Origin of the sequence: Anabaena sp. FACHB-1237 (assembly GCF_014696225.1) — a bacterium.
Taxonomy (GTDB): Bacteria; Cyanobacteriota; Cyanobacteriia; order Cyanobacteriales; family Nostocaceae; genus FACHB-1237.
In genome coordinates, this window is the sequence record NZ_JACJPV010000045.1 from 1 (window position 1) to 20,347 (window position 20,347).

Genomic DNA, 20,347 nt, shown 5'->3' on the forward strand with positions numbered 1-20,347 from the left:
TAATTAAGTTTAGTAAATTTCATCGTTAATTAATTTCTTAATGTACCCTATCATCATTCTCTCATAAAATTAATACCCGTCATTTATTTAATCTATTACTATTAACAATTCTCAATCAGTCTGATTCCATAACATCTTCATTATTGCAGTACACATATACTAATAATTAGCGATCGCTGTGCCAGTTGCGTAAGTCCTGACTGTTATTAATACCTATTATTATAGAGAGTGGAATGAGATTGAAACTGTACTCGCTAAAATGCCTTTACACATTAAAGCCTCAACTCAAGCTAATAAACAAGGAGAACCTATTTTCGATCCAGTAGGAACAAATTTATATATTGAGAATAATCTCAATCTACTTGGATGGAATAAACTTCCAATTCCAAAAGAATACAAGTTTTTTGGAAAAGAAATTGATCTTGCTAAAGCAGGATTTATTATTGAAAATCAGTTTTCTAACTATCCATTTTTACTTAACAATACAGCAAGAGTAGAGTTTTTCCTTCAAAAAGGTACTCAATTAGGAGGACAGTCTATTAATCTCATGATTATAATTACTAAATCCCAAATATTACCTTCGTCTAACAGTTCACTGTACTATGAGCAAGCTGTTCAACAATTATCAGCCCTAGATGAAATAAAATTGTTTAAAATACCAACTAGAGTGGTTGGTTTATTTGAACATATAAATACAGTTTCATCAGCTATTTGGACAGAATATGAAAATAAAACTGCTAGGAATATTGTAACTCAAAATCCATGTCAATACCAAATAAGATTAGGGAATAAAAATAATCAATATACATTTCATTTGGTATGACTATTGATGTGAGTATATTACATATAAATAGGTAAAACAACAAAGGTTAAATATTTGATTTAACCTTTTTTATTCCTAAGTTATGACTCTTTGATCATACTGTATTAGATCCATATTAAATCCATAATTTCAGTTCAACTTGTTCAATATTTTCTACTTCCTTAACTGGTTTATTTTGCAACTGTGTTTTCTTTCCAGTTCCATTCAGCTTTGGATCTATGGGAAGTTCTTCATTTCTTAACCCAGCAGCAAAAGCAGTTTCTTCATATAGTAATCTATCTTCCATTTCTTGTAAATGATATTCTTCTGAATAAATTTTTGCTTTACTGCGTTCTGAAGCTCTATGTCCTATTTGCAAATCAAATCTAAATTTTTCGATAGGTTCACCGGTTTTATCAATATAATCACGCAATGTCTTTAAATTAGGAAAATATCCATTGTCATCTGGTTTACCACTAAGACGACGTAGAGCAACCTCATGATATTTTGGTTCAATTTCTGTACCGATAAAATGGCGTTCATGATCTCTAGCTACTACTGCTACAGTACCAGTACCCATATAAGGATCTAACACAATATCATTTTTGTCGGTTGTAGCTAAGATAATTCTAGCTACTAAATCTTCTGGAAATTGACAGGGGTGTATAGTTTGTTCTTCATGATTGTGTTTAACATTGCGAAACATCCAAATATCACCAGGATTCTTACCATCTGGATTACATGAAAGTTCACCTTTACGATTTCCTCGAAAATGTTTCTTATTTTGATATTTCTGGGGAACTCTAATTGCATCTAAATTAAATTTATAGTTATCAGATTTAGTAAACCAAAGAATTGTTTCATGTCTACAAGAAAATTTCTTTTGAGCGTGTAGTCCATGTTGTCTAGCCCAAATAATACGATTACGAGGAATTAAATTGCAAGATTCAAGAATGGGAAAAAACCGAATATCTAAAGGAATGAGCATTCCTTTATCAGCAAAAGCTCCAACTTGCCAAAATAAAGAACCTGTTTTTTTCAAAATCCTAGAACATTCTTTTAATACTAATGTTTGTTCTTTTAAATAAATATCAAGAGCCTGTTTAGATTCATATTCTTTACCTAAATTATAGGGAGGTGAAGATACAACTAAATCTACACTTTCATCCGGCAGATTATGAAGTATTTTTAGGGAATCTTCTAAGATTATTTGATCTACAAGTATGTCCTCTGGGTTAATTTTCACTTTTATATTGACCTCATAACCAATTTTCAATAGTCATAATAACCTATATTGGGTTATCTGGCAATTTTTGTCAAAAAGCGATATCTATGGTAAGCCACCGCTATCACGTTTAAATATTTACTTTCCACTACTACCTAGTTGTAACTGTAAATATTTATAGCATTTTTATATCATTAAATATGCCGCAGCACTTCTGCTACTGACCATGCTTGCGCTACTGCCCCTCTAGGTTGATGGGGTGAATCTCCATCAAAAACTTCAGAAATGGAATTTAAACAACTATCATGGAGAAAATGATCTAACAAGGGTTTCCAGTCAAAAGGTATAGGTTGATCTGGATAAAATTTTTGCCACGCACGAATGTAGGGACCTATTAACCAACTCCATACTGTTCCTTGATGATAAGCGCGATCGCGTTTTTCCACATCTCCTTCATATTTACCAATATATTGCGGATCTTGTGCATCCAGACTACGTAAACCATAGGGTGTTAATAACCGCTCGGTTGCTAATTCTAATATTTGTTTTCCTTGTATTTCTGAAAAAGCACAATGAGATAAGGATAAGGCTAAAATTGCATTAGGACGAATTTGCAAATTACGACTATCATTTAATTCAATTGTGTCATATAAATACCCTATTTGTCCATGCCAAAATTTTTGTAATGACTGTTTTACTTGTTCTTTTTGTTGTGTATAACGTTCTCCAAATTTATTTAATTTCACAGCATTAGCAAGATCAATTTCACTCAATTTTTCTGCCCATTTACTCAACCAACATAAGGCTGAATACCATAAAGCATTAATTTCTATTGGTTTACCATAACGCGGTGTTATAGGAATACCATTAACTATAGCATCCATCCAGGTTAAGGCTACTCCTGGAGCATCCCAACTTACTAAACCATCGGTACTATCCACTTGAATATTATAATGAGTTCCATTAATAAAAGCCTGATAAATTTGTTGCACTACGGGAAATTCTTCTAGTAAGAATTGCCAATCTTCTGTTAAGTCTAAATATAATCCTAATGTTTCAATCCACCATAAAGCTGCATCTATACTATTATAAAATGGTTGACTATCTAGATCACCAAAGGAGTTAGGAATTAATCCATTTCGGCAATAGCTTCCAAAGGTTTTTAATATTTGTTTGGCTAAATCGAATCTCCCTGTGGTCAATGTTAATCCTGGCAAGGAAATTAATGTATCTCTACCCCAATCATTAAACCAATGATATCCGGCTATAATCGTTGGACTGGCAATAGAAGCACGATAAACTATGAATTGATCTCCTGCTTTTAATAGTTTTTCTGGCAATGATGTTATGTTTTCTGGGGCTGTTTTATATCTGGAAAATATCTGATTTAATCTTGCTTTTTCTGCATTTACAGCTTGATTAAAACTATGGGTATTAATACCAATATCTGAATTATTTGGTAAACCTACTGTGGCCGATAATGTGATAGTTTCTCCTGGTGATAATTCCACTATTAAATATCCTGGACTGAAAAGATCCTCGTGATCACTTAATCCTCGATTGGTCTCTTCTAATAATTGATAATTCCAATACCATATCCCTTCACTTTTATATTTTCCTTTTGTCCAGCGTAAATGCCAAGGTGTACCAAAATTACTGGCATTCATAGCCTGTAAACAAAGGGTTTTATCGGTTAATATTTGGGAGAATTGTAAGTTCTGATGGTAAATCTGTTGATGATGGAAATTGCGATCGCCTACTAATAATCTTAATTTTAAAACTGCTGGTTTTTTGCCTTTATAACTATATTCTACTAACAAACTTTGTGATAAAGATAAATTACTATTTTCCCGTTCTTTACCTACAGCATAGGGCATAATTAACTTTCTAGCTAACTGCCAATTATCATGACTCCATACCCATTTAGGCACAGGATCAACCTCAAAGCAAGTTAATAAATTATCACCTGGTAGATCAATTTTCTCCTTTTGCCAAATATTTGCTCCCAAATTGATGACCTGATTATTAATTTCTAAACTAGCTTCTATATGAGATAATAACAGTTTACGCTCTGAAGTAGGATTGGTTGTAGCGAACAACCAACCGTGGTAAGTCCGTGTTCTTACATCCGCTACTGTACCACTGGCAAACCCCCCTGAACCATTAGTGAGTAACCATTCCCTTGTATCTATTGTTGGTTGGATTTTCATAAGCTATAAATGATATGATATTCATGAAGGATAAATAAAGGAGATATGATTAAATGACTATTACCTACGGAACAGAAGAATACCTGCGCGTTGGTAAAAAAGCTCCTGATTTCGCAGCTACAGCCGTTATAGATCAGGAATTTAAGCAAATTAAACTTTCTGACTATCGTGGTAAGTATGTGGTTCTGTTTTTTTACCCTTTAGATTTTACCTTTGTTTGTCCTACAGAAGTCGCTGCTTTTAGCGATCGCTATGAAGATTTTAGTCAACTTAATACTGAAGTTATCGGTATTTCTGTTGATAGCGAATTTTCTCATCTTGCTTGGATTCAAACAGATCGTAAGTTAGGAGGTGTAGGTGATTTGTATTATCCCTTAGTTTCTGATATTAAAAAAGAAATTAGCACTGCTTATAATGTTCTCGATCCTTCCGTCGGTATTGCTTTACGTGGTTTATTTATTATTGATAAAGATGGTATCATCCAATATATGACTGTTAATAATCTAGCTTTTGGACGCAGTATAGATGAAACATTAAGAATATTACAAGCTATTCAGCATGTACAAAAGCATACTGATGAAGTTTGTCCTGCTGATTGGCAACCAGGAGGTAAAACTTTAATAGCTGATCCTGTTAAGTCTAAAATGTATTTTGCGGAAATATAAGAAGGAGATCAAGGAGTCAGGAGAATTATATTTTATCCAATTACCATATCCGCCAACACGCCAACACCAATTACTAATTACCAATTATGATCACAGATTTTACAGGTTTATTTAACGAAAGATTTTTTAGGAATTTTTTACCTATTCCTGCTTTAGATAATTTACGTTTAGGTATAGGAACACCAGATTTTAAATTATTTGATGTTACCAGTAATCGCACTATAAAATTATCAGATTATCGTCATCAACAACCTATTTTATTAGCATTTACTCGCATTTTTACAGAAAAACAATATTGTCCTTTTTGCTATCCCCATATTAAATCCTTGAATGAAAACTATGAGAAATTTAAAGATCGAGGAATTGAAGTTTTAATGATTACTAGTACGGACAAAAAACAAAGTCAAATAGTGGTACAAGACTTAGGTTTAAAAATGCCACTTTTAAGTGATTCTAGTTGTCATATTTTTCGTACGTATCATGTAGGGCAAGCATTAGGCGCACCTTTACCGGCACAATTTGTATTAGATAAAGATGGTAAATTAATCTACAGACATTTGTTTTCCTTTCTTGATCATAATGCTACTGTGGAAACATTGTTAGCCCAATTTAATTGATAATTGATAATTTTTGATCACTATAATTATATAATTGTATATAATTGGTGGAAAAATCAATTACCAATTACCAATTACCAATTACCAATTACCAGTTATAGTTTCACTTGCTGTAAATGACTTCGAGGGTTATAAGTACGAATAGCCCGAATTTTCTCATAATACTCCCTTTCTTGAGCGGTTAATTCTTTGGGAGGAGCGATCGCCACCTTGACTAACTGATCACTACGTCCACCTTTAGGTAATGGCCAACCTTTACCCCGTAACCGCAAAGATTGACCAGAACGTACACCGGCAGGTAATTTTACATTAACACTACCATCTGGTGTAGGTACATCAATAGAAGCTCCTAAAGTAGCTTCATCGGGAGTAATAGGTACTTCACAAACAAGATTATCACCTTCAAACTGGAAAAAAGAATGATTTTGTAATTCTACCTTTAAATATAAATCCCCTCTTTGTTGAGTCATTGGATTAACTTGACCTTTACCACGCACTCTTAAACGAGTTCCAGTTTTTGCCCCAGAAGGAATACGCACATCAATAACTTCATTACCTAAAGTAAAACGTTTTTGTGCGCCAGAAAATGCTTCACTAAAGGTTAAATTAATGACAGCTTCCGTATCTTGGTTTGTACCTCCAGCATCTTGAAAGCCAAAATCTCCAAAACCGCCACCAGGACGACCACTGGAACTGCGATAGGAGGAATTTTGTCTATTGGTACGGGGTCCAGCACCTCCAAATAACTCATTAATAAAATCGTTAAAGCTACCATACTGACTAAAATCAAAGCCACTCATATCTACACCCGAACCAGCACCTCCAGGAAAGCCTTGTCCAACTTGTTTCCAGTATTGACCATATTGATCATATTTCTTGCGCTTATCTGTATCCGATAATACCTCGTAAGCCTCATTAACTTCTTTAAATTTGGCTTCTGCTTGTTTGTTATTAGGATTAACGTCGGGGTGGTATTTACGAGCAAGTTTACGAAAGGCTTGTTTAATTTCTTCTGGACTTGCTGTTTTACTAATTCCTAAAATTGAATAATAATCTTTAAAGTCGGTTGCAGCCATCTATCAGCCTCCTGTAAAATTTCCGTTATTTATCTTCTAAAATAGCTCAAGTTGCTAGTAATTGTCAGAGTTTTGAATACAAAGAATCTTTTTTGTTGACTCAGATCCCGGACTTCTGTAAGAAGTCCGGGATCTGAAGGGATCTAAATTATTGACTCAAGCGGTTTTCTAATAGGTCTAATAAACTATCTATATCTTGACCAATTTGTTGAAAACAAGCTGGTGGGGGTGGTTCTGGTGCAAATTGAACTAGTTTAATTTCTGCCATACCAATGACGATCATTACTACTTCTTTTTCGGGATTATTATTAGCAATTATTCCTAAAATTTCCTGTAGTCTATTTTCAACGTTATGATTGAGTTTTTCTATCTCAATTTGTGGACAATACACAAAGTGAGGCTGGGGTTTTAAATCAATACCTATTGTACCTTGGCTATTGCCATTTTCTAACCATAAAGCCCAAAATAATGCGGCTAATTCGGTTTGATTTTCTTTGGCAAATCTATCTATTTGTCGTTTCCATTTATTTTCGGCTGTTTCGGTTTGGGAATTAGTGAAAAACATATTTTTGATGGTAGATGTGGATATAGATCCCCGACTTGTTGAAGAAGTCGGGGATCTGGAGGATATCTAGCTATTTTACTCCAGATTGTACATTCCAAAGATTGGTATAAATGCCATTTTTTTCTAATAGTTGTTCATGGGTTCCTGCTTCTACTAATTTACCATGTTCCATGACATAAATGCAGTCAGCATTGCGGATGGTAGAAAGACGATGAGCGATCGCTATTGTAGTTCTATTCACGGTAATTCTGTCAAGGGATCTTTGAATTGCTGCTTCAGTTTCATTATCTACGGCAGAAGTAGCTTCATCTAATATTAATATAGGTGGATCTTTTAAAACTGCGCGGGCAATAGCTATTCTTTGTTTTTGTCCTCCTGATAATTTTTGTCCTCTTTCCCCTACAATTGTTTCATAACCTTGGGGTAAAGCCATAATAAAATCATCTGCTTCTGCGATTTTTGCGGCCATAATTATATCTCGATCTGTAGCGTTAAAAGTTCCATAGGATATATTTTCGGACACTGTACCATGAAATAAGAATATGTCTTGACTTACTAAACCAATACATCGCCTTAAATCTCGTAAATTCAATTGTTTTAAGTCAATATTATCCAACAAAATTCTACCATGTTCTATCTCATAAAATCGCAATAGTAATTTAACTAAAGTGCTTTTTCCTGAACCAGTAGAACCCACAATACCAATAGTGTTACCTGCGGGAATTTCCAAAGATAGATTTTTAATGACTGGTTCTCTATCTTTATAGGCAAAAGTGACATTTTTAAATTCCAAATTTCCCTTGACAATATCCATTGGTAATTCAATATTACCGGGATGAATTGTTAAGGGAGTATGCAATAAATCCATAACTCTATTAGTAGAAGCCATAGCCCTTTGATATAAATCAAAGGTATCTCCTAATCTGGTTAATGGCCATAATAAAAGTTGTACCAAAAACACCAAAGAACTGTAAGCACCTACCGCCAAATTACCGTCAATTACAGCCATTCCACCAAATAGTAATAATACCGTAAAAGCTGTTAAAATAAACATTCTAATAATGGGAATATAAGCAGCAGATAAAGCGATCGCTTTAGCATTACTGCGACAATAACCCATACTTTCATCCGTTATTCTAGCGGTTTCATAATCTTCTGCTGTGAAACTTTTAATAGTAGTAATTCCGCTCAAATTGTTAGATAACCTACTATTAATTAACCCTACTTTTTCTCTAACTTCTGCATAACGTGGAGCTAAAAACTTCTGGAAAGCAATTGAACCAACCAAAATAAATGGCATAGGTAGAATTGCCATCCAGGCCACACTAGGTGCTAAAATAAAAAATGCTCCACCCACCAAGATAATAGTAGTAATTACTTGAATAATATCATTAGCACCCACATCTAGAAAACGTTCCAATTGGTTAATATCATCACTCAAAATAGACATTAAACCACCTGTACTATGTTCTTCAAAATAGGCCAATTCTAAGTCTTGTAAATGCTTATAACCATCTACTCGTAAATTATGTTGAATATTTTGAGCCAAATTACGCCATAATAATTTGTAGCAATATTCAAACACTGATTCTAACACCCAAGTAATCACAGTTACCAAAGATAAAATCAAGAATTGCCCATAAATATCTTTGACACCTAACTTAGCAATGATAGAATCATGTTGTTGAACAACCACATCTACGGCAACACCCACTAATAGTGGTGGTGCTAAATCAAAAAACTTATTCAAAGTAGATGATATAATAGCCAATTGCACTTGTTTACGATACTTACTGCCATAGTTAAACAAACGTTGGAGAGCATGGGGAAAATGACGATGTTTTTTAGATAACCGGGGAGACTTCAATGTTATAGCCACATCAGTTCTTATGTTAATTGTATTAATTGTTAGTTTTGGGATTACTTATAACTAATACTACCACAAAATTAACGGAATTGCTTTTTAACATCAAAACAATAGCTACATTACAGCAGTTTTCATGTATTTAGACCGCGCTCTAAATTAATTTTAGTCTTTGTTTGCGCCTAACGCACTGAAATTGCTTTGCTTCGCTAATGCGTCTTTGCGGGAAACCAGAATCAAAATGTGGTTCATTTACCTGAAAATTGCTATAACAATCTATGATGACATTATGTAAAACTTCTGGACTGCTATTGATTTTTAGGAAATTGTCTAATATAACACAAATAAGAAAGGGTATTTTGGGAACATTTACCAGTCAATAGTCATCATAAATTTCAGAAATTGATGATTTCGTTTTCTGACATTCATCAGTATTATGGTAATGAAATATCAGCATATATCAGGAGAAATAAACTTGAAAAAAATACCTAATCAATCAATGGTCAAATTGCAGTTTCCAGAACTATATTAGAAAAATATTCATTGAGAAATTAATTCTTGCACAAATCAAGTAACATTGACAAGTAACATGAAACATTTTCCAGGGTTAAGCATGACCAAATGATGATTTTCAGTACAAACCCTAGCATTTTTTGTCAAATCTTGATTTTACTCAAAAATGCTAGTAAAGTAAACAAATCTCCATCCTGATACAGCCACAACTAACACTAGACAAAATAACCTCATGTCTACTTCCAACCATCGCCAAATGACACTGCAAGAAGCCAAAAAAATACTCAACAAATTCAATTGTTTGGATATTGCCCCCATTCTCAAACCATCGGAAAAAATTGTGATCCGTGAGGCCTTAATTTTTGTCAGTAGTATTGCTGACTATCAAATATTAGGTATTTGTGCGGATACGGCCGATGAAGGAATTTTAGCCATGAAAACCTATTCTCGTGCATTAGGTTATCAACCTCCTAGTAATTTACCCCATCCCGAAGGACCAGTATATATCAAGTTAAACGGTAAGAATGGACTATGTTATCTTGATTCATACCCTGGACATCATCGGGGGGTATTGGTATCATGTCAATCATATCAGGAAGGGGGGATTAATGAAATGTATGGACATTTACCCCTAGACTTATTCGTGTAACACAACCGTAGGGTGCGTTAACGCAGCGTAACGCACCATTATTAATTAAATAATATTATAAATATAGTAAGGATAATCTTAGATAAAATAATTAATAATTAAGCGTAGATAAACACAGATGTTTTTTTAACTTATTTTTTAACTTATTTTTTAACTTATTTGAAAATATGAGATGAAAAATGCTATAATGGCAATGGCGATCGCAATAATATCGCAATAATAATTTAATTACAATTTACCTCCAAAACCTCAATTAAACCCTAGATTAAATAACCAGATTAAATTAATATGAGTGTTATTACCTTACAAGCAGTAAAAAAAGATTTTGGCATTAAAGAAATATTAAAAGATGCGAATTTTAGCCTTGATATTAACGATAAAGTTGGATTAATTGGTACTAATGGATCAGGAAAATCCACATTATTAAAAATGATTGCTGGGTTAGAATCTATTGATAGTGGACAAATTTTAGTCAACTCAGGATCTAAAGTAGTTTATTTGCCACAACAGCCAGAAATGGACGAAAATCACACAGTTTTAGAACAAGTATTTGCCGATAGTGGCGAACAAATGAACCTGGTTAAAGAATATGAAGAAATATCTGATAAATTAGCCCATCATCCTGAAGATACTCAATTAATGTCTCGACTTTCACAAATTATGCAAAAGATGGATTCTTCTGGTGCTTGGGAAGTAGAAACTAATGCTAAAATTATTTTAACCAAGTTAGGAATTTGTGACTTTGATGCTAAAGTCGGCACATTATCAGGAGGATATAGAAAAAGAATTGCTTTAGCAGCAGCATTGATATCTGAACCTGATTTATTATTAATGGATGAACCTACAAACCATCTTGATGCCTTATCTGTAGAATGGTTACAAAGTTATTTGAATCGCTATCGTGGTGCGCTTTTATTAATTACCCATGATCGCTATTTTCTGGATAAAGTTACTAATAGAATTATAGAAATTGATCGAGGAGATATTTACACTTATACAGGAAATTATTCCTATTATTTAGAAAAGAAAGCCTTAGCGGAAGAGTCTGCTATTAGTAGTCAAAGAAAACATCAAGGGGTATTACGTCGAGAATTAGAATGGTTAAAAAAAGGACCAAAAGCTAGAAGTACCAAACAGAAAGCCAGAATTGATCGCGTTAATGCTATGCGAGAAACTGAATTTAAACAAGTTCAGGGAAAGGTGGATATTTCCACTGTTGGCCGACGTATTGGTAAAAAAGTTATTGACTTAAATCATGTTACTAAAGGGTATGATGGCAGAACCTTAATTAATGATTTTACCTATGAATTTAGTCCTGAAGATCGCATCGGCATTATTGGCGGAAATGGCACAGGAAAATCTACTTTAATGGATATGATAACCAAAAGAATTGAACCAGATTCAGGTACAGTGGAAATTGGCGGTACAATTCATATCGGTTATTTTGATCAACATTCCGAGGAATTATTAACAGCAGTAAATGAAGATCAAAGAGTAATTGATTATATTAAAGAAGAGGGAGAATTTGTTAAAATATCCGATGGTACAAAAATTACTGCTTCCCAAATGTTAGAGAGGTTTTTATTTCCTGGAAATCAACAATATGCACCTATTTATAAACTGTCGGGAGGAGAAAAAAGACGTTTATTTTTATTACGTATTCTTATTAGTGCGCCCAATGTTTTAATATTAGATGAACCCACAAATGATTTAGATGTACAAACATTAGCAGTGTTAGAAGACTATTTAGAAGATTTTAATGGTTGTGTAATTGTAGTATCTCACGATCGCTATTTTTTAGATCGGACAGTAGATACAATTTTTGCTTTAGAAGAGGGAGGAATTTTCCGCAAATATCCAGGTAATTATTCTATTTATTTAGATTATAAAAAAGCGGAAGAAGCAGAACAACAAGAAACTGTGAAAAATGTAGTTGTAGAAAAACCTGCAACATTAACCACCACAGTAACGGAAACTAAAAAACGTAAAAGGTTATCCAATTGGGAAAGAAAAGAGTTTGAACAATTGGAGGGAAAAATTGCCAAATTGGAAGAGGAGAAAACTACCACAGAAAGGGAATTAGCTAATGTGAAACCAGGAAATTATAGTCAAGTGCAGAAGTTGTATGAACAGGTAGAAAAACTTAAGTTAGATATTGATAAAGCCACAGAAAGGTGGTTAGAATTAGCAGAAATGGAATCTTAAAAATTAGATGATAATATCCCCAATTTTTGATATAACTTGGGGAAATGTCCAATATTGAAGTATACAATTCTTTGATAAAAAACAATGTTTAAAACTTATAAAAGTGCAGGAGATACTATATTTCATGGTGACGCTACCAGCATTTTATCAAATCAAATTGCTTCAGAATCAGTGGATTTAATTTTCATTGATCCTCCCTATAATATAGGTAAGAGATTTGCTAATTTTCATGATAAATGGGATTCAGAAGAAGAGTATATAAATTGGTCATATAAATGGCTTGACGAGTGTATTCGCATTCTCAAATCTAATGGGACAATGTATGTAATGACAAGTACACAAGCAATGGCTTATTTTGATATTTATTTAAGAAAAAAATTAACTATTCTTAGTCGGATAATTTGGCATTATGATAGTTCTGGAGTGCAAGCTACAAAATATTTTGGTTCAATGTATGAACCGATTCTGCAATGTGTCAAAGATAAAAATAATTATATTTTTAATGCAGAAAATATCAAAATTACCGCAAAAACTGGCGCACAACGTCAATTAATTGATTATAGAAAGTCAGTACCTACTCCATATAATACGGAAAAAGTTCCTGGTAATGCTTGGTATTTTCCTCGTGTGAGGTATAGAATGCCAGAATATGAAAATCATCCTTCTCAAAAACCGGAGGCGTTGTTAGAAAGAATTATTTTAGCCAGTAGTCATGAAGAAAGTTTAATACTTGATCCTTTTGCAGGAACTTTTACTACTGCTGCTGTTGCTAAACTTTTGGGTAGGAAATCTATTAGTATTGAATCTCAAGAAGAATATTTGAAAATTGGTTTAAGACGAGTTTTAGGAATGGAAGAATATGAGGGAGAAAAACTTTTACCACTGCAAAAAAGTCATAAAATTAAAAATAGAAATGGTAAAAAGTAGATTTAGACATTATACAGGGGAGCATTTTTAATGTAAATACTACAGCATGATTTGACAAAAACAATAATTGCTATTCTTAATAAATATTTTCCTGGATGTGGAGATACAGCACATTCCATCTACAGGAGGTACAATAGGAACACGCAAGATGCCTGTGTTACAAGGGTTTTATCATTAATATCTGTACCTCATAATAATTATAGTTGAGATTTAATCAAGTCTTGGAATTTAACAGAGGTGTTCAAGTAATTGAAGAAACAGTTTTACAAAATCGAATTGAGTTTAATATGGAAGATGAAATATTTGATGATGAAGCATGATATTATCAAATATTGACAAGTTTAATCTTAGGTTTCTTTCTGTTACTCCACAACCCTGAAGGAAATAACCCAACCTTCCACCAGTACCCTACTCACGAAAGTATGATCATCTACTGATAAAATGTTTATATAGGGACATTTTAGGATATACTATTATCTCAGCACAAAAGGTGCTGAAAATCAAAAGATATTTAAACACAAGATCAAAGCAAGATCGGCAACTTTTTTGAGAAAATAGGGATCTAACTCATACAATTACTGAAAAGCAAACATGAAAACAAACATCCTATATCGTCTTTTTTGGTTAACAAGTATATCATTGTTAATTAGCAACTCTAACTCAATATCTATAGCGACACCATTAAAAATTGCCCAAGTTAACCCATTGGTTAATATTAATCGTCCGACAATTCAAATTGGTAGTCAAGGGGAAGTAGTAAAAGAACTACAAGCAGCATTGAAAATATTAAGATTTTATGATGGAGAAATAGACGGAAATTATCAACAAAATACTGCCATTGCTGTTAGTCAATTTCAACAAACTGTGGGATTAAATACTACAGGAGTAGTAGATAATGCTACCTGGCAAAAACTTTTTCCTAATGTTAATAATCTATCAGGAAATATTAGCAATTCTACAACACCACAAGGTAATACATCTGCTCCATTTACCACAGTTCCCACTGCAATAAATCCTCAATCTAGTAATAATACAAAACCTACCAAACCAAATACAAAATTACCTCCTGGAAAGAATTCCAATACTAAAAATACCAACTCAAGAATTCAACCTACACCAATAAATCAAAGAGTACCAGGTATTCAATATACTACCGAAGGATGGCCAATTTTAAGATTAGGAATGCAAGGAAAAGAGGTAGTTAAATTGCAGCAACAATTGAAAATTTTAGGGTTTTTAACGGGTAAAATAGATGGAGATTTTGGTAAAACCACAGAAAACGCAGTTAAAGAAGCACAAAGTCGTTATGGAATAAATCCTGATGGTATTGTTGGAGGTAGTACATGGCAAACTTTTATTAAAAGAACTGCTCCATAATATAATATACAGCACATTCCATCTACATGAGGTACACTATGAATACAGCAAGATGCCTGTGTTACAAGGGTTTTATCATAGTTCTCTAATTCAAACAAAAACACCATGAAACAATTATGAAACACTTTTTTCTGACATGGTTAGGAACGGCAGTAGCATTACTTATTACCACTGAAATTGTCCCTGGTTTTATTGTTAAAACTTTTGGTGCTGCATTAATAGCAGCTATTGTTATTGGTTTGGTAAATGCAGTTATTCGTCCAATTTTAACGATTCTGACATTTCCTATTACTTTGCTGACTTTAGGCTTATTTACCTTTGTAATTAATGCCTTGAGTTTATGGTTAGCAAGTGGGATAACTCCTGGTTCTGGTTTTCAGATTAATGGTTTTATTCCTGCTTTATTAGGTTCAATAGTGTTATCTATTGTCTCTGGCATTATTAACAAGTTGGTAGCAGCTGTAGATTAGATTTTATCAAATTCAGATCCCGGACTTCTTGAAGAAGTCCGGGATCTAATTAATGGATCTAATTGCTATAGCTAAGGTGATCATTTCTTTGGTTTCTGGTAAATTAAATATTTGTTTAGGAACTATTAACTCTATATTGAATTTATCAATGTTATTGATTTCTGATGCTGCTAAAATAGCTGCTGCTTCTGCTACGCTTGGTGTACCAATTAATTCATTAATATTTGTTTTGGGATGGGGAACAATGACATTTTTTAATTGTGCCGATGTGAAGGTTTTTAAAGGTAAGTTGTGTAGTTGACAAAAGGATAATAAACCTACTTCGGATGCTTTATGATCAATTGTTGCGATAGTCCCAATTTGATGATTTTCCAGATTATATGTTATTAATAATTCCTCAATTCCTGTTGTAATTGTGGTTTGAGACACTCCTTTTTTTAAACCAATTCCTATGTATATAGGAGGTGACAGATTTAGATGAGTTTTATTGTATAATAAATTAGGGATGGATTTCAATTTCATAATTTTAAAAACTTAAATTAAAAACTTATGAGGGACATCATCAATGCGTGAATGTGAATATATTAAACATACATCCATTAATCATAGAAAAGATTATGGCCAATATTTTACACCATCATTAGTATCTCAGATTATGGTGCAATGGATCTTAAGATATGATCCTCAAAATATTTTAGATCCTGCTTTCGGTTTGGGCACTTTTTATGATCAAGTAATTAAACATCACCAAAATCAAGAATATCAATTTATTGCTTATGAAATTGATAAAAATATTATTGATTATCTGAATATTAATAATCCAAAACCACATTTAACCATTCATAATTGTGATTATTTGGAAACTAATGTGGGTAAATTTGATGCGATTATTTGTAATCCTCCCTATATGAGATTTCAGAAGTTTTTAACCAGACATGATGTATTACCAAAAATAGAACAACAAATAGGTAAAAAACTTGTAGGGTATGCTAATATTTCATCGGTTTTTCTCATCAAAGCACTTAGTGAACTTAATGATGATGGTAGTTTAGCATTTATTATGCCCTTTGAGTTTTTTAATACTGGTTATGGTAAGGAAATAAAGCAAAGTTTAGTAGAAAACAATTTATTAAAACAAATAATCATTTTCTCTAATGAAAAAGAAATATTTCCTGATGCAACTACCACAGTGTGTATCTTACTTTGTCACAAAGATGGGAAAAAAGCACCAATAAAAATCACTCAAATTAAATCAAATACAGAACTTGAACAAATATCAGATATTAGTAATTACTACCATCAACAAATAGATTCATCAAACTTGCCTTATAATAAAAAATGGACTCCAATTTTATTATCGTTATTTTCTGATCAATTTATTCCTCAATATTTTGTTAAATTATCAGTTTATGGAACATTTACCAGAGGTATTGCTACTGGTGCGAATGAATTTTTTGCACTCACAAAAACCAAAATTAACACATATCAATTAGATGATCAGAATATTTGTAAATGTATTACAAAAAGTCCTCAAATATCTCGCCCAGTATTTACAGAATATCATTTTAAGATGTTATTTGATGCAGATAAACCTGTTTATTGTTTAGATGTAAAAAATGATGAACATCAAGGAATACGCGAATATATTGCTTTGGGAGAAAAACTAGCATATCATCAAAGATATCTTACTAAAGTCAGAAATCCTTGGTATAAGTTAGAATATCGTCAACCTGCTCCCATTTTATTTGGTGTGTTTAGTAGAGGAAGATTGAAAGTAATTAGAAATTTAACAACGGCAATTAATTTTACTTGTTATCATGGTTTTTATCCAAATATGTTTGGTAAAAATTTTCTGGATAATTTATTTGTTTATTTATTGAGTGATATTGGCCAGGAAATTATTAAATCTAATAAAAGAAGTTATGGAAATAATTTAGATAAGTTTGAACCTGGAGATTTAAACGACTGTTTTTGTCCTAACCAATATCAGTTAGCATTGATGGATAATATGGAAGTTGAGAAGATAATTAAGACTGCTAATATTGATGAGGAGTTAGCAGTTAAAATGAGTAATGATTTAGTTGATAAGCTGTTGTGCTTTTGATTTGGATATGATATTGAGGTTGACGCACAGTTTGTTTGGATCAATGTGCACCAGCAATGTTAGCAGCACAGTTATTTAATGAACAAGAAGATAATGACATAAAAACAATTTATGGTACAGTGAAAACGGGAGATATTTGCAAGTTTTTAAAGTTAGAATGAACAGAGATATTTATTGATTTGAACAATTATTATATTAAGGAGTTAAATAAGATTTTAGGTATTTATAAAAAGATCCCGGACTTCTTTAAGAAGTCCGGGATCTGATAATTATTCCCAAAAATCCACATTTAGCATTGCATCAATATCACAACTAAATGGCCATTGATCAGGAAATTCACACTGTGGATAACTTATAGATACAATTTTGAGAGTATCCGCATAAACTTCATCAAATACTGCGCTAAAATAGGGTTTGAGACTTGGTGAATCTTTGAGTAATTTTCTAATTCGAATCCGTTGTTTATTAATAGATTCTACCCAACCACGATAACAGTCAGGCATATTTACATATTTTCGCTTGAGAATATGCTCTAAAAGTTCTGCAAGTCTACTTTCTAATTCACGTTTATCTGAACGTCCCAAACTGTCTATCTCCTCAATTAAATTATCAAAATCTAAACCGTCAATATCCCTATTACGTAATTTGTTGACTATATCTTCTATCCAGAGTAAATAATCTTGATCGTATAAAGATACTTCTGTTTGTACCTGTGTCATTTTTTTGTGTCCTAATTTGCTACTTAATTAAAACTCAATATCAATAATATCAGAAAACCAATCATTATCAATTAACTTTAAAGTTTGCATCTATCTTCTTTAAAATCACAGTTATTTTTAATTTGTTGAAAATTTACATCACTAAATATATGAGAAACATTACTCATTTTCTTGTCATTGAAAAAATTGTGATTTTGCAGTTAAAATGTATTTTTAGATTTCGATTTTACTCTATCTCCTTGAGGTGCAACTTTACTAATTACGGAAGTAATGACGTTAGGTTGTATCATATTAATTACCAATTTTTACAGAATAGTTACAATTTTTAATACTGTATGAATGGAAAATTACATACAAGTATTTTTAGGTAAATGTAGCATATTTTTTAATTTTACGCAAAATATGTCAGATCCCGGACTTCTTTAAGAAGTCAGGGATAAGCTGTTGTGCTTTTAATTTGGATAATAGATGCAAGATGCTTGCACTACAGTAATTTTAGGTTTTTTAGTTATACAGTTTAGTTGCACATCAGTTTATTGTGGATGGAATGTTTTGGGTTATTTCCAGATAAATATGTTCTAATCTCACAGGTTGACGAGAAATAGAGTCTATTGTAATATCAGCAAATATATCAATAATTTCTTTTAACTCTAAAGATTCTGGTAAGAAAAAAGCTAGGTCACTACCATAATAACGATGGGTAAAACCATGTTTTTTAGCTAATAAAATGGCTTGTTTTTCTGCTTTAGTATTTATGATCACAATTTCTTGAGCGGGAATAATTTTTCGCAAGTTTTGTAAAGTTCCTTGGGCTAAAATTTGACCATTTTTTAAAATACCAATATGGTTACAAAGTCTTTCAGCTTCATCTAGTAAATGGGTAGTTAATAAAATAGTTAAACCTTGATTTTTCAGGTTTTTAATTAAGTCCCAAATTTCATATTTGGCTTCAATATCTAACCCTGTGGTTGGTTCATCTAAAATTACTAATTTTGGTTTATGTACTAAAGCAACTGCAATATTTAAACGTCTTTGCATTCCTCCACTTAATGTTTCTACAGGACTTTTTGCGCGATCTAATAAGTTGACTGCTTGTAAAGTTTCTATAATTTGTTCTTGACGTTGACTACTATCTAAACCGTAAATATTAGCGAAAAAATTGAGATTTTCGGTACAGGATAATGTTTTATATAGTAGGTTTTCTTGAGGTGCAATACCTATTAATGGTTTAGTATATTCAGAAATAGGCTGATTATTTAAAGTAATGTACCCGCTATCAGCTTGGAGTAAATTACAAATAATATTAATAGTGGTGGTTTTTCCAGCACCATTAGCACCTAATAAACCGTATATTTCCCCACTGTCAATATTTAAGCTGAGGTTATTTAAGACTTTTCTTGTACCGTAGGTTTTATTGAGATTTTTGATTTTCAACATAGGATTTATTATTGTTATATTGTTATTATACAATATCCAGACCCCCGAATTCTCACGCAGATCCCGGACTTCTTGAAGAAGTCCGGGATCTTAATACTTCATAATCTTCTTTCTACTATTAACATTCGTTTATACGATAACCAACCACAAATTATCATCACGATCGCAAAAATTAATAAAAATCCTAAATGTGATTGAATGTCTACTATTTTATCTCCTTTTGCCCATACTCCTAGTAATGCTTCATTCATGTGATATATGGGATTATATTTAGCAATATTTAACAACTTTTCAGGAAATAATGAAGTTGGTAAAAACGCTCCTCCTAAAATTAATAATGGTACTCCAAAAGCTGCTACTAACGCATTAACATCTTCTATCCTTCTGGCTAATTGTGTTCCTAAGATAAATCCTAACCCAACATAGGCTATAATGCTCAAAAGAATAATCATTAAACCTAATATTATTGAACCTTTGAATGTACTTCCCCAAAAAGCTGTTATGGTGTAAACTAGTAATGTTTGACCTATACCAATGCTAGTATGAGCGAGGAATATTCCTAAAAAGTAAGATGTACCACTTAATGGTGAAATAAACAATCTTTTTAATGTTTGTTGTTCCCTTTCTGCTACTACCGTCGCTACACTTCCTCCTAAACAACTAAAAAATAGTGCTGCTCCCACTAATGTAGATGGTGCTGCATTTTCTAAAGCTACTGTTAAGGTTAACTTTGCTCTTTCTGCTAAAATAAATCCATTGATAAATAATATGGATATGGGAAAAATGCACCAAAAAATTAAACTGCGCCTGCGTCGTAACAGTTCGATTAAAATGCGTTGAGTCACTGCTGTGGCTTCTTGCCAATATTTCATTTTTAAGGACATCTTGACGAATTTTTAGAGATTTGATGTAAACAGGACTT

18 protein-coding genes and 1 pseudogene are annotated in these 20,347 nt (G+C 32.5%); 10 read left to right on the forward strand and 9 right to left on the reverse strand.

Translation table 11 applies throughout. From position 1 onward, the window contains the following. Positions 1-259 precede the first annotated feature (259 nt). On the forward strand, positions 260-823 hold the full coding sequence (locus tag H6F32_RS17015) for a restriction endonuclease (RefSeq protein WP_190370493.1): 564 nt from the start codon (positions 260-262) through the stop codon (positions 821-823). 115 nt (positions 824-938) lie between these two features. On the opposite strand, the gene H6F32_RS17020 is transcribed toward H6F32_RS17015, so the two are convergent. Together H6F32_RS17020 and H6F32_RS17025 are read right to left on the reverse strand one after the other, a co-directional pair. Next, positions 939-2,048, reverse strand: a complete 1,110-nt coding sequence (locus tag H6F32_RS17020) for a site-specific DNA-methyltransferase (protein WP_190370494.1) — start codon at positions 2,046-2,048, stop codon at positions 939-941. A 173-nt stretch (positions 2,049-2,221) separates the two neighbouring features. Next, positions 2,222-4,237, reverse strand: coding sequence for an amylo-alpha-1,6-glucosidase (locus H6F32_RS17025; protein ID WP_190370495.1), 2,016 nt, complete (start codon positions 4,235-4,237; stop codon positions 2,222-2,224). 53 nt (positions 4,238-4,290) lie between these two features. On the opposite strand from H6F32_RS17025, the gene H6F32_RS17030 reads away from it, so the two are divergent. Together H6F32_RS17030 and H6F32_RS17035 are read left to right on the forward strand one after the other, a co-directional pair. Next, positions 4,291-4,902: a peroxiredoxin gene (locus H6F32_RS17030; RefSeq protein ID WP_190370496.1), complete on the forward strand. Its 612-nt coding sequence runs from the start codon at positions 4,291-4,293 to the stop codon at positions 4,900-4,902. Positions 4,903-4,988: 86 nt separating this feature from the next. Then, the gene (locus H6F32_RS17035; protein ID WP_190370497.1) at positions 4,989-5,519 is read left to right on the forward strand and encodes a peroxiredoxin; all 531 of its coding nucleotides are present in this window, start codon (positions 4,989-4,991) and stop codon (positions 5,517-5,519) included. Between the two features lie 95 nt (positions 5,520-5,614). On the opposite strand, the gene H6F32_RS17040 is transcribed toward H6F32_RS17035, so the two are convergent. From H6F32_RS17040 to H6F32_RS17050, 3 genes are all read right to left on the reverse strand, one after another. Beyond that, positions 5,615-6,595 (reverse strand): DnaJ C-terminal domain-containing protein, encoded by a 981-nt coding sequence (locus tag H6F32_RS17040; protein WP_190370498.1) that lies wholly within the window; start codon positions 6,593-6,595, stop codon positions 5,615-5,617. Positions 6,596-6,743: 148 nt separating this feature from the next. Then, on the reverse strand, positions 6,744-7,160 hold the full coding sequence (locus H6F32_RS17045) for a hypothetical protein (protein ID WP_190370499.1): 417 nt from the start codon (positions 7,158-7,160) through the stop codon (positions 6,744-6,746). A 70-nt stretch (positions 7,161-7,230) separates the two neighbouring features. Beyond that, positions 7,231-9,039: an ABC transporter transmembrane domain-containing protein gene (locus H6F32_RS17050; RefSeq protein WP_190370500.1), complete on the reverse strand. Its 1,809-nt coding sequence runs from the start codon at positions 9,037-9,039 to the stop codon at positions 7,231-7,233. 730 nt (positions 9,040-9,769) lie between these two features. Here H6F32_RS17050 and H6F32_RS17055 point away from each other — a divergent pair. The 5 genes from H6F32_RS17055 (at position 9,770) to H6F32_RS17075 (ending at position 15,165) form a co-directional block, all read left to right on the forward strand. Continuing rightward, positions 9,770-10,186, forward strand: coding sequence for a DUF1824 family protein (locus H6F32_RS17055; RefSeq protein ID WP_190370501.1), 417 nt, complete (start codon positions 9,770-9,772; stop codon positions 10,184-10,186). A 288-nt stretch (positions 10,187-10,474) separates the two neighbouring features. Further along, the gene (locus H6F32_RS17060) at positions 10,475-12,391 is read left to right on the forward strand and encodes an ABC-F family ATP-binding cassette domain-containing protein (RefSeq protein ID WP_190370502.1); all 1,917 of its coding nucleotides are present in this window, start codon (positions 10,475-10,477) and stop codon (positions 12,389-12,391) included. 84 nt (positions 12,392-12,475) lie between these two features. After that, entirely contained in the window at positions 12,476-13,318 is an 843-nt protein-coding gene (gene yhdJ / locus H6F32_RS17065) for an adenine-specific DNA-methyltransferase (protein ID WP_190370503.1), read from the forward strand. Between the two features lie 591 nt (positions 13,319-13,909). Next, positions 13,910-14,695, forward strand: a complete 786-nt coding sequence (locus H6F32_RS17070; RefSeq protein ID WP_190370504.1) for a peptidoglycan-binding protein — start codon at positions 13,910-13,912, stop codon at positions 14,693-14,695. A gap of 116 nt (positions 14,696-14,811) precedes the next feature. Next, a complete protein-coding gene (locus H6F32_RS17075; RefSeq protein ID WP_190370505.1) occupies positions 14,812-15,165 on the forward strand; it encodes a phage holin family protein in 354 nt (117 codons plus the stop codon). Between the two features lie 45 nt (positions 15,166-15,210). Here H6F32_RS17075 and H6F32_RS17080 read toward each other — a convergent pair whose 3' ends face one another. After that, complete coding sequence (locus tag H6F32_RS17080) at positions 15,211-15,687, reverse strand: cobalamin biosynthesis protein (protein ID WP_190370506.1); 477 nt, start codon at positions 15,685-15,687, stop codon at positions 15,211-15,213. 43 nt (positions 15,688-15,730) lie between these two features. On the opposite strand from H6F32_RS17080, the gene H6F32_RS17085 reads away from it, so the two are divergent. After that, positions 15,731-17,269: a class I SAM-dependent DNA methyltransferase gene (locus H6F32_RS17085; RefSeq protein WP_190370507.1), complete on the forward strand. Its 1,539-nt coding sequence runs from the start codon at positions 15,731-15,733 to the stop codon at positions 17,267-17,269. 35 nt (positions 17,270-17,304) lie between these two features. Then, a pseudogene (locus H6F32_RS17090) lies at positions 17,305-17,535 on the forward strand (hypothetical protein); the annotation flags it as partial. Positions 17,536-17,538: 3 nt separating this feature from the next. Here H6F32_RS17090 and H6F32_RS17095 read toward each other — a convergent pair. The 3 genes from H6F32_RS17095 to H6F32_RS17105 all read right to left on the reverse strand — a co-directional run bounded on the left by H6F32_RS17095 (position 17,539) and on the right by H6F32_RS17105 (position 20,297). After that, positions 17,539-17,988, reverse strand: a complete 450-nt coding sequence (locus tag H6F32_RS17095) for a DUF29 domain-containing protein (protein ID WP_190370508.1) — start codon at positions 17,986-17,988, stop codon at positions 17,539-17,541. A 528-nt stretch (positions 17,989-18,516) separates the two neighbouring features. Beyond that, positions 18,517-19,425, reverse strand: coding sequence for an ABC transporter ATP-binding protein (locus H6F32_RS17100; RefSeq protein WP_190370509.1), 909 nt, complete (start codon positions 19,423-19,425; stop codon positions 18,517-18,519). Between the two features lie 98 nt (positions 19,426-19,523). Further along, the gene (locus H6F32_RS17105) at positions 19,524-20,297 is read right to left on the reverse strand and encodes an ABC transporter permease (RefSeq protein ID WP_190370517.1); all 774 of its coding nucleotides are present in this window, start codon (positions 20,295-20,297) and stop codon (positions 19,524-19,526) included. Between the last annotated feature and the right edge of the window lie 50 nt (positions 20,298-20,347).

Excerpts from the sequence above, each read along its gene's own strand:
- H6F32_RS17015 (WP_190370493.1), top strand. The coding sequence starts at position 260 with ATGCCTTTACACATTAAAGCCTCAACTCAAGCTAATAAACAAGGAGAA.
- H6F32_RS17025 (WP_190370495.1), bottom strand. The coding sequence starts at position 4,237 with ATGAAAATCCAACCAACAATAGATACAAGGGAATGGTTACTCACTAAT.
- H6F32_RS17030 (WP_190370496.1), top strand. The coding sequence starts at position 4,291 with ATGACTATTACCTACGGAACAGAAGAATACCTGCGCGTTGGTAAAAAA.
- H6F32_RS17035 (WP_190370497.1), top strand. The coding sequence starts at position 4,989 with ATGATCACAGATTTTACAGGTTTATTTAACGAAAGATTTTTTAGGAAT.
- H6F32_RS17040 (WP_190370498.1), bottom strand. The coding sequence starts at position 6,595 with ATGGCTGCAACCGACTTTAAAGATTATTATTCAATTTTAGGAATTAGT.
- H6F32_RS17045 (WP_190370499.1), bottom strand. The coding sequence starts at position 7,160 with ATGTTTTTCACTAATTCCCAAACCGAAACAGCCGAAAATAAATGGAAA.
- H6F32_RS17055 (WP_190370501.1), top strand. The coding sequence starts at position 9,770 with ATGTCTACTTCCAACCATCGCCAAATGACACTGCAAGAAGCCAAAAAA.
- H6F32_RS17060 (WP_190370502.1), top strand. The coding sequence starts at position 10,475 with ATGAGTGTTATTACCTTACAAGCAGTAAAAAAAGATTTTGGCATTAAA.
- yhdJ (WP_190370503.1), top strand. The coding sequence starts at position 12,476 with ATGTTTAAAACTTATAAAAGTGCAGGAGATACTATATTTCATGGTGAC.
- H6F32_RS17070 (WP_190370504.1), top strand. The coding sequence starts at position 13,910 with ATGAAAACAAACATCCTATATCGTCTTTTTTGGTTAACAAGTATATCA.
- H6F32_RS17075 (WP_190370505.1), top strand. The coding sequence starts at position 14,812 with ATGAAACACTTTTTTCTGACATGGTTAGGAACGGCAGTAGCATTACTT.
- H6F32_RS17080 (WP_190370506.1), bottom strand. The coding sequence starts at position 15,687 with ATGAAATTGAAATCCATCCCTAATTTATTATACAATAAAACTCATCTA.
- H6F32_RS17085 (WP_190370507.1), top strand. The coding sequence starts at position 15,731 with ATGCGTGAATGTGAATATATTAAACATACATCCATTAATCATAGAAAA.
- H6F32_RS17095 (WP_190370508.1), bottom strand. The coding sequence starts at position 17,988 with ATGACACAGGTACAAACAGAAGTATCTTTATACGATCAAGATTATTTA.
- H6F32_RS17100 (WP_190370509.1), bottom strand. The coding sequence starts at position 19,425 with ATGTTGAAAATCAAAAATCTCAATAAAACCTACGGTACAAGAAAAGTC.
- H6F32_RS17105 (WP_190370517.1), bottom strand. The coding sequence starts at position 20,297 with ATGAAATATTGGCAAGAAGCCACAGCAGTGACTCAACGCATTTTAATC.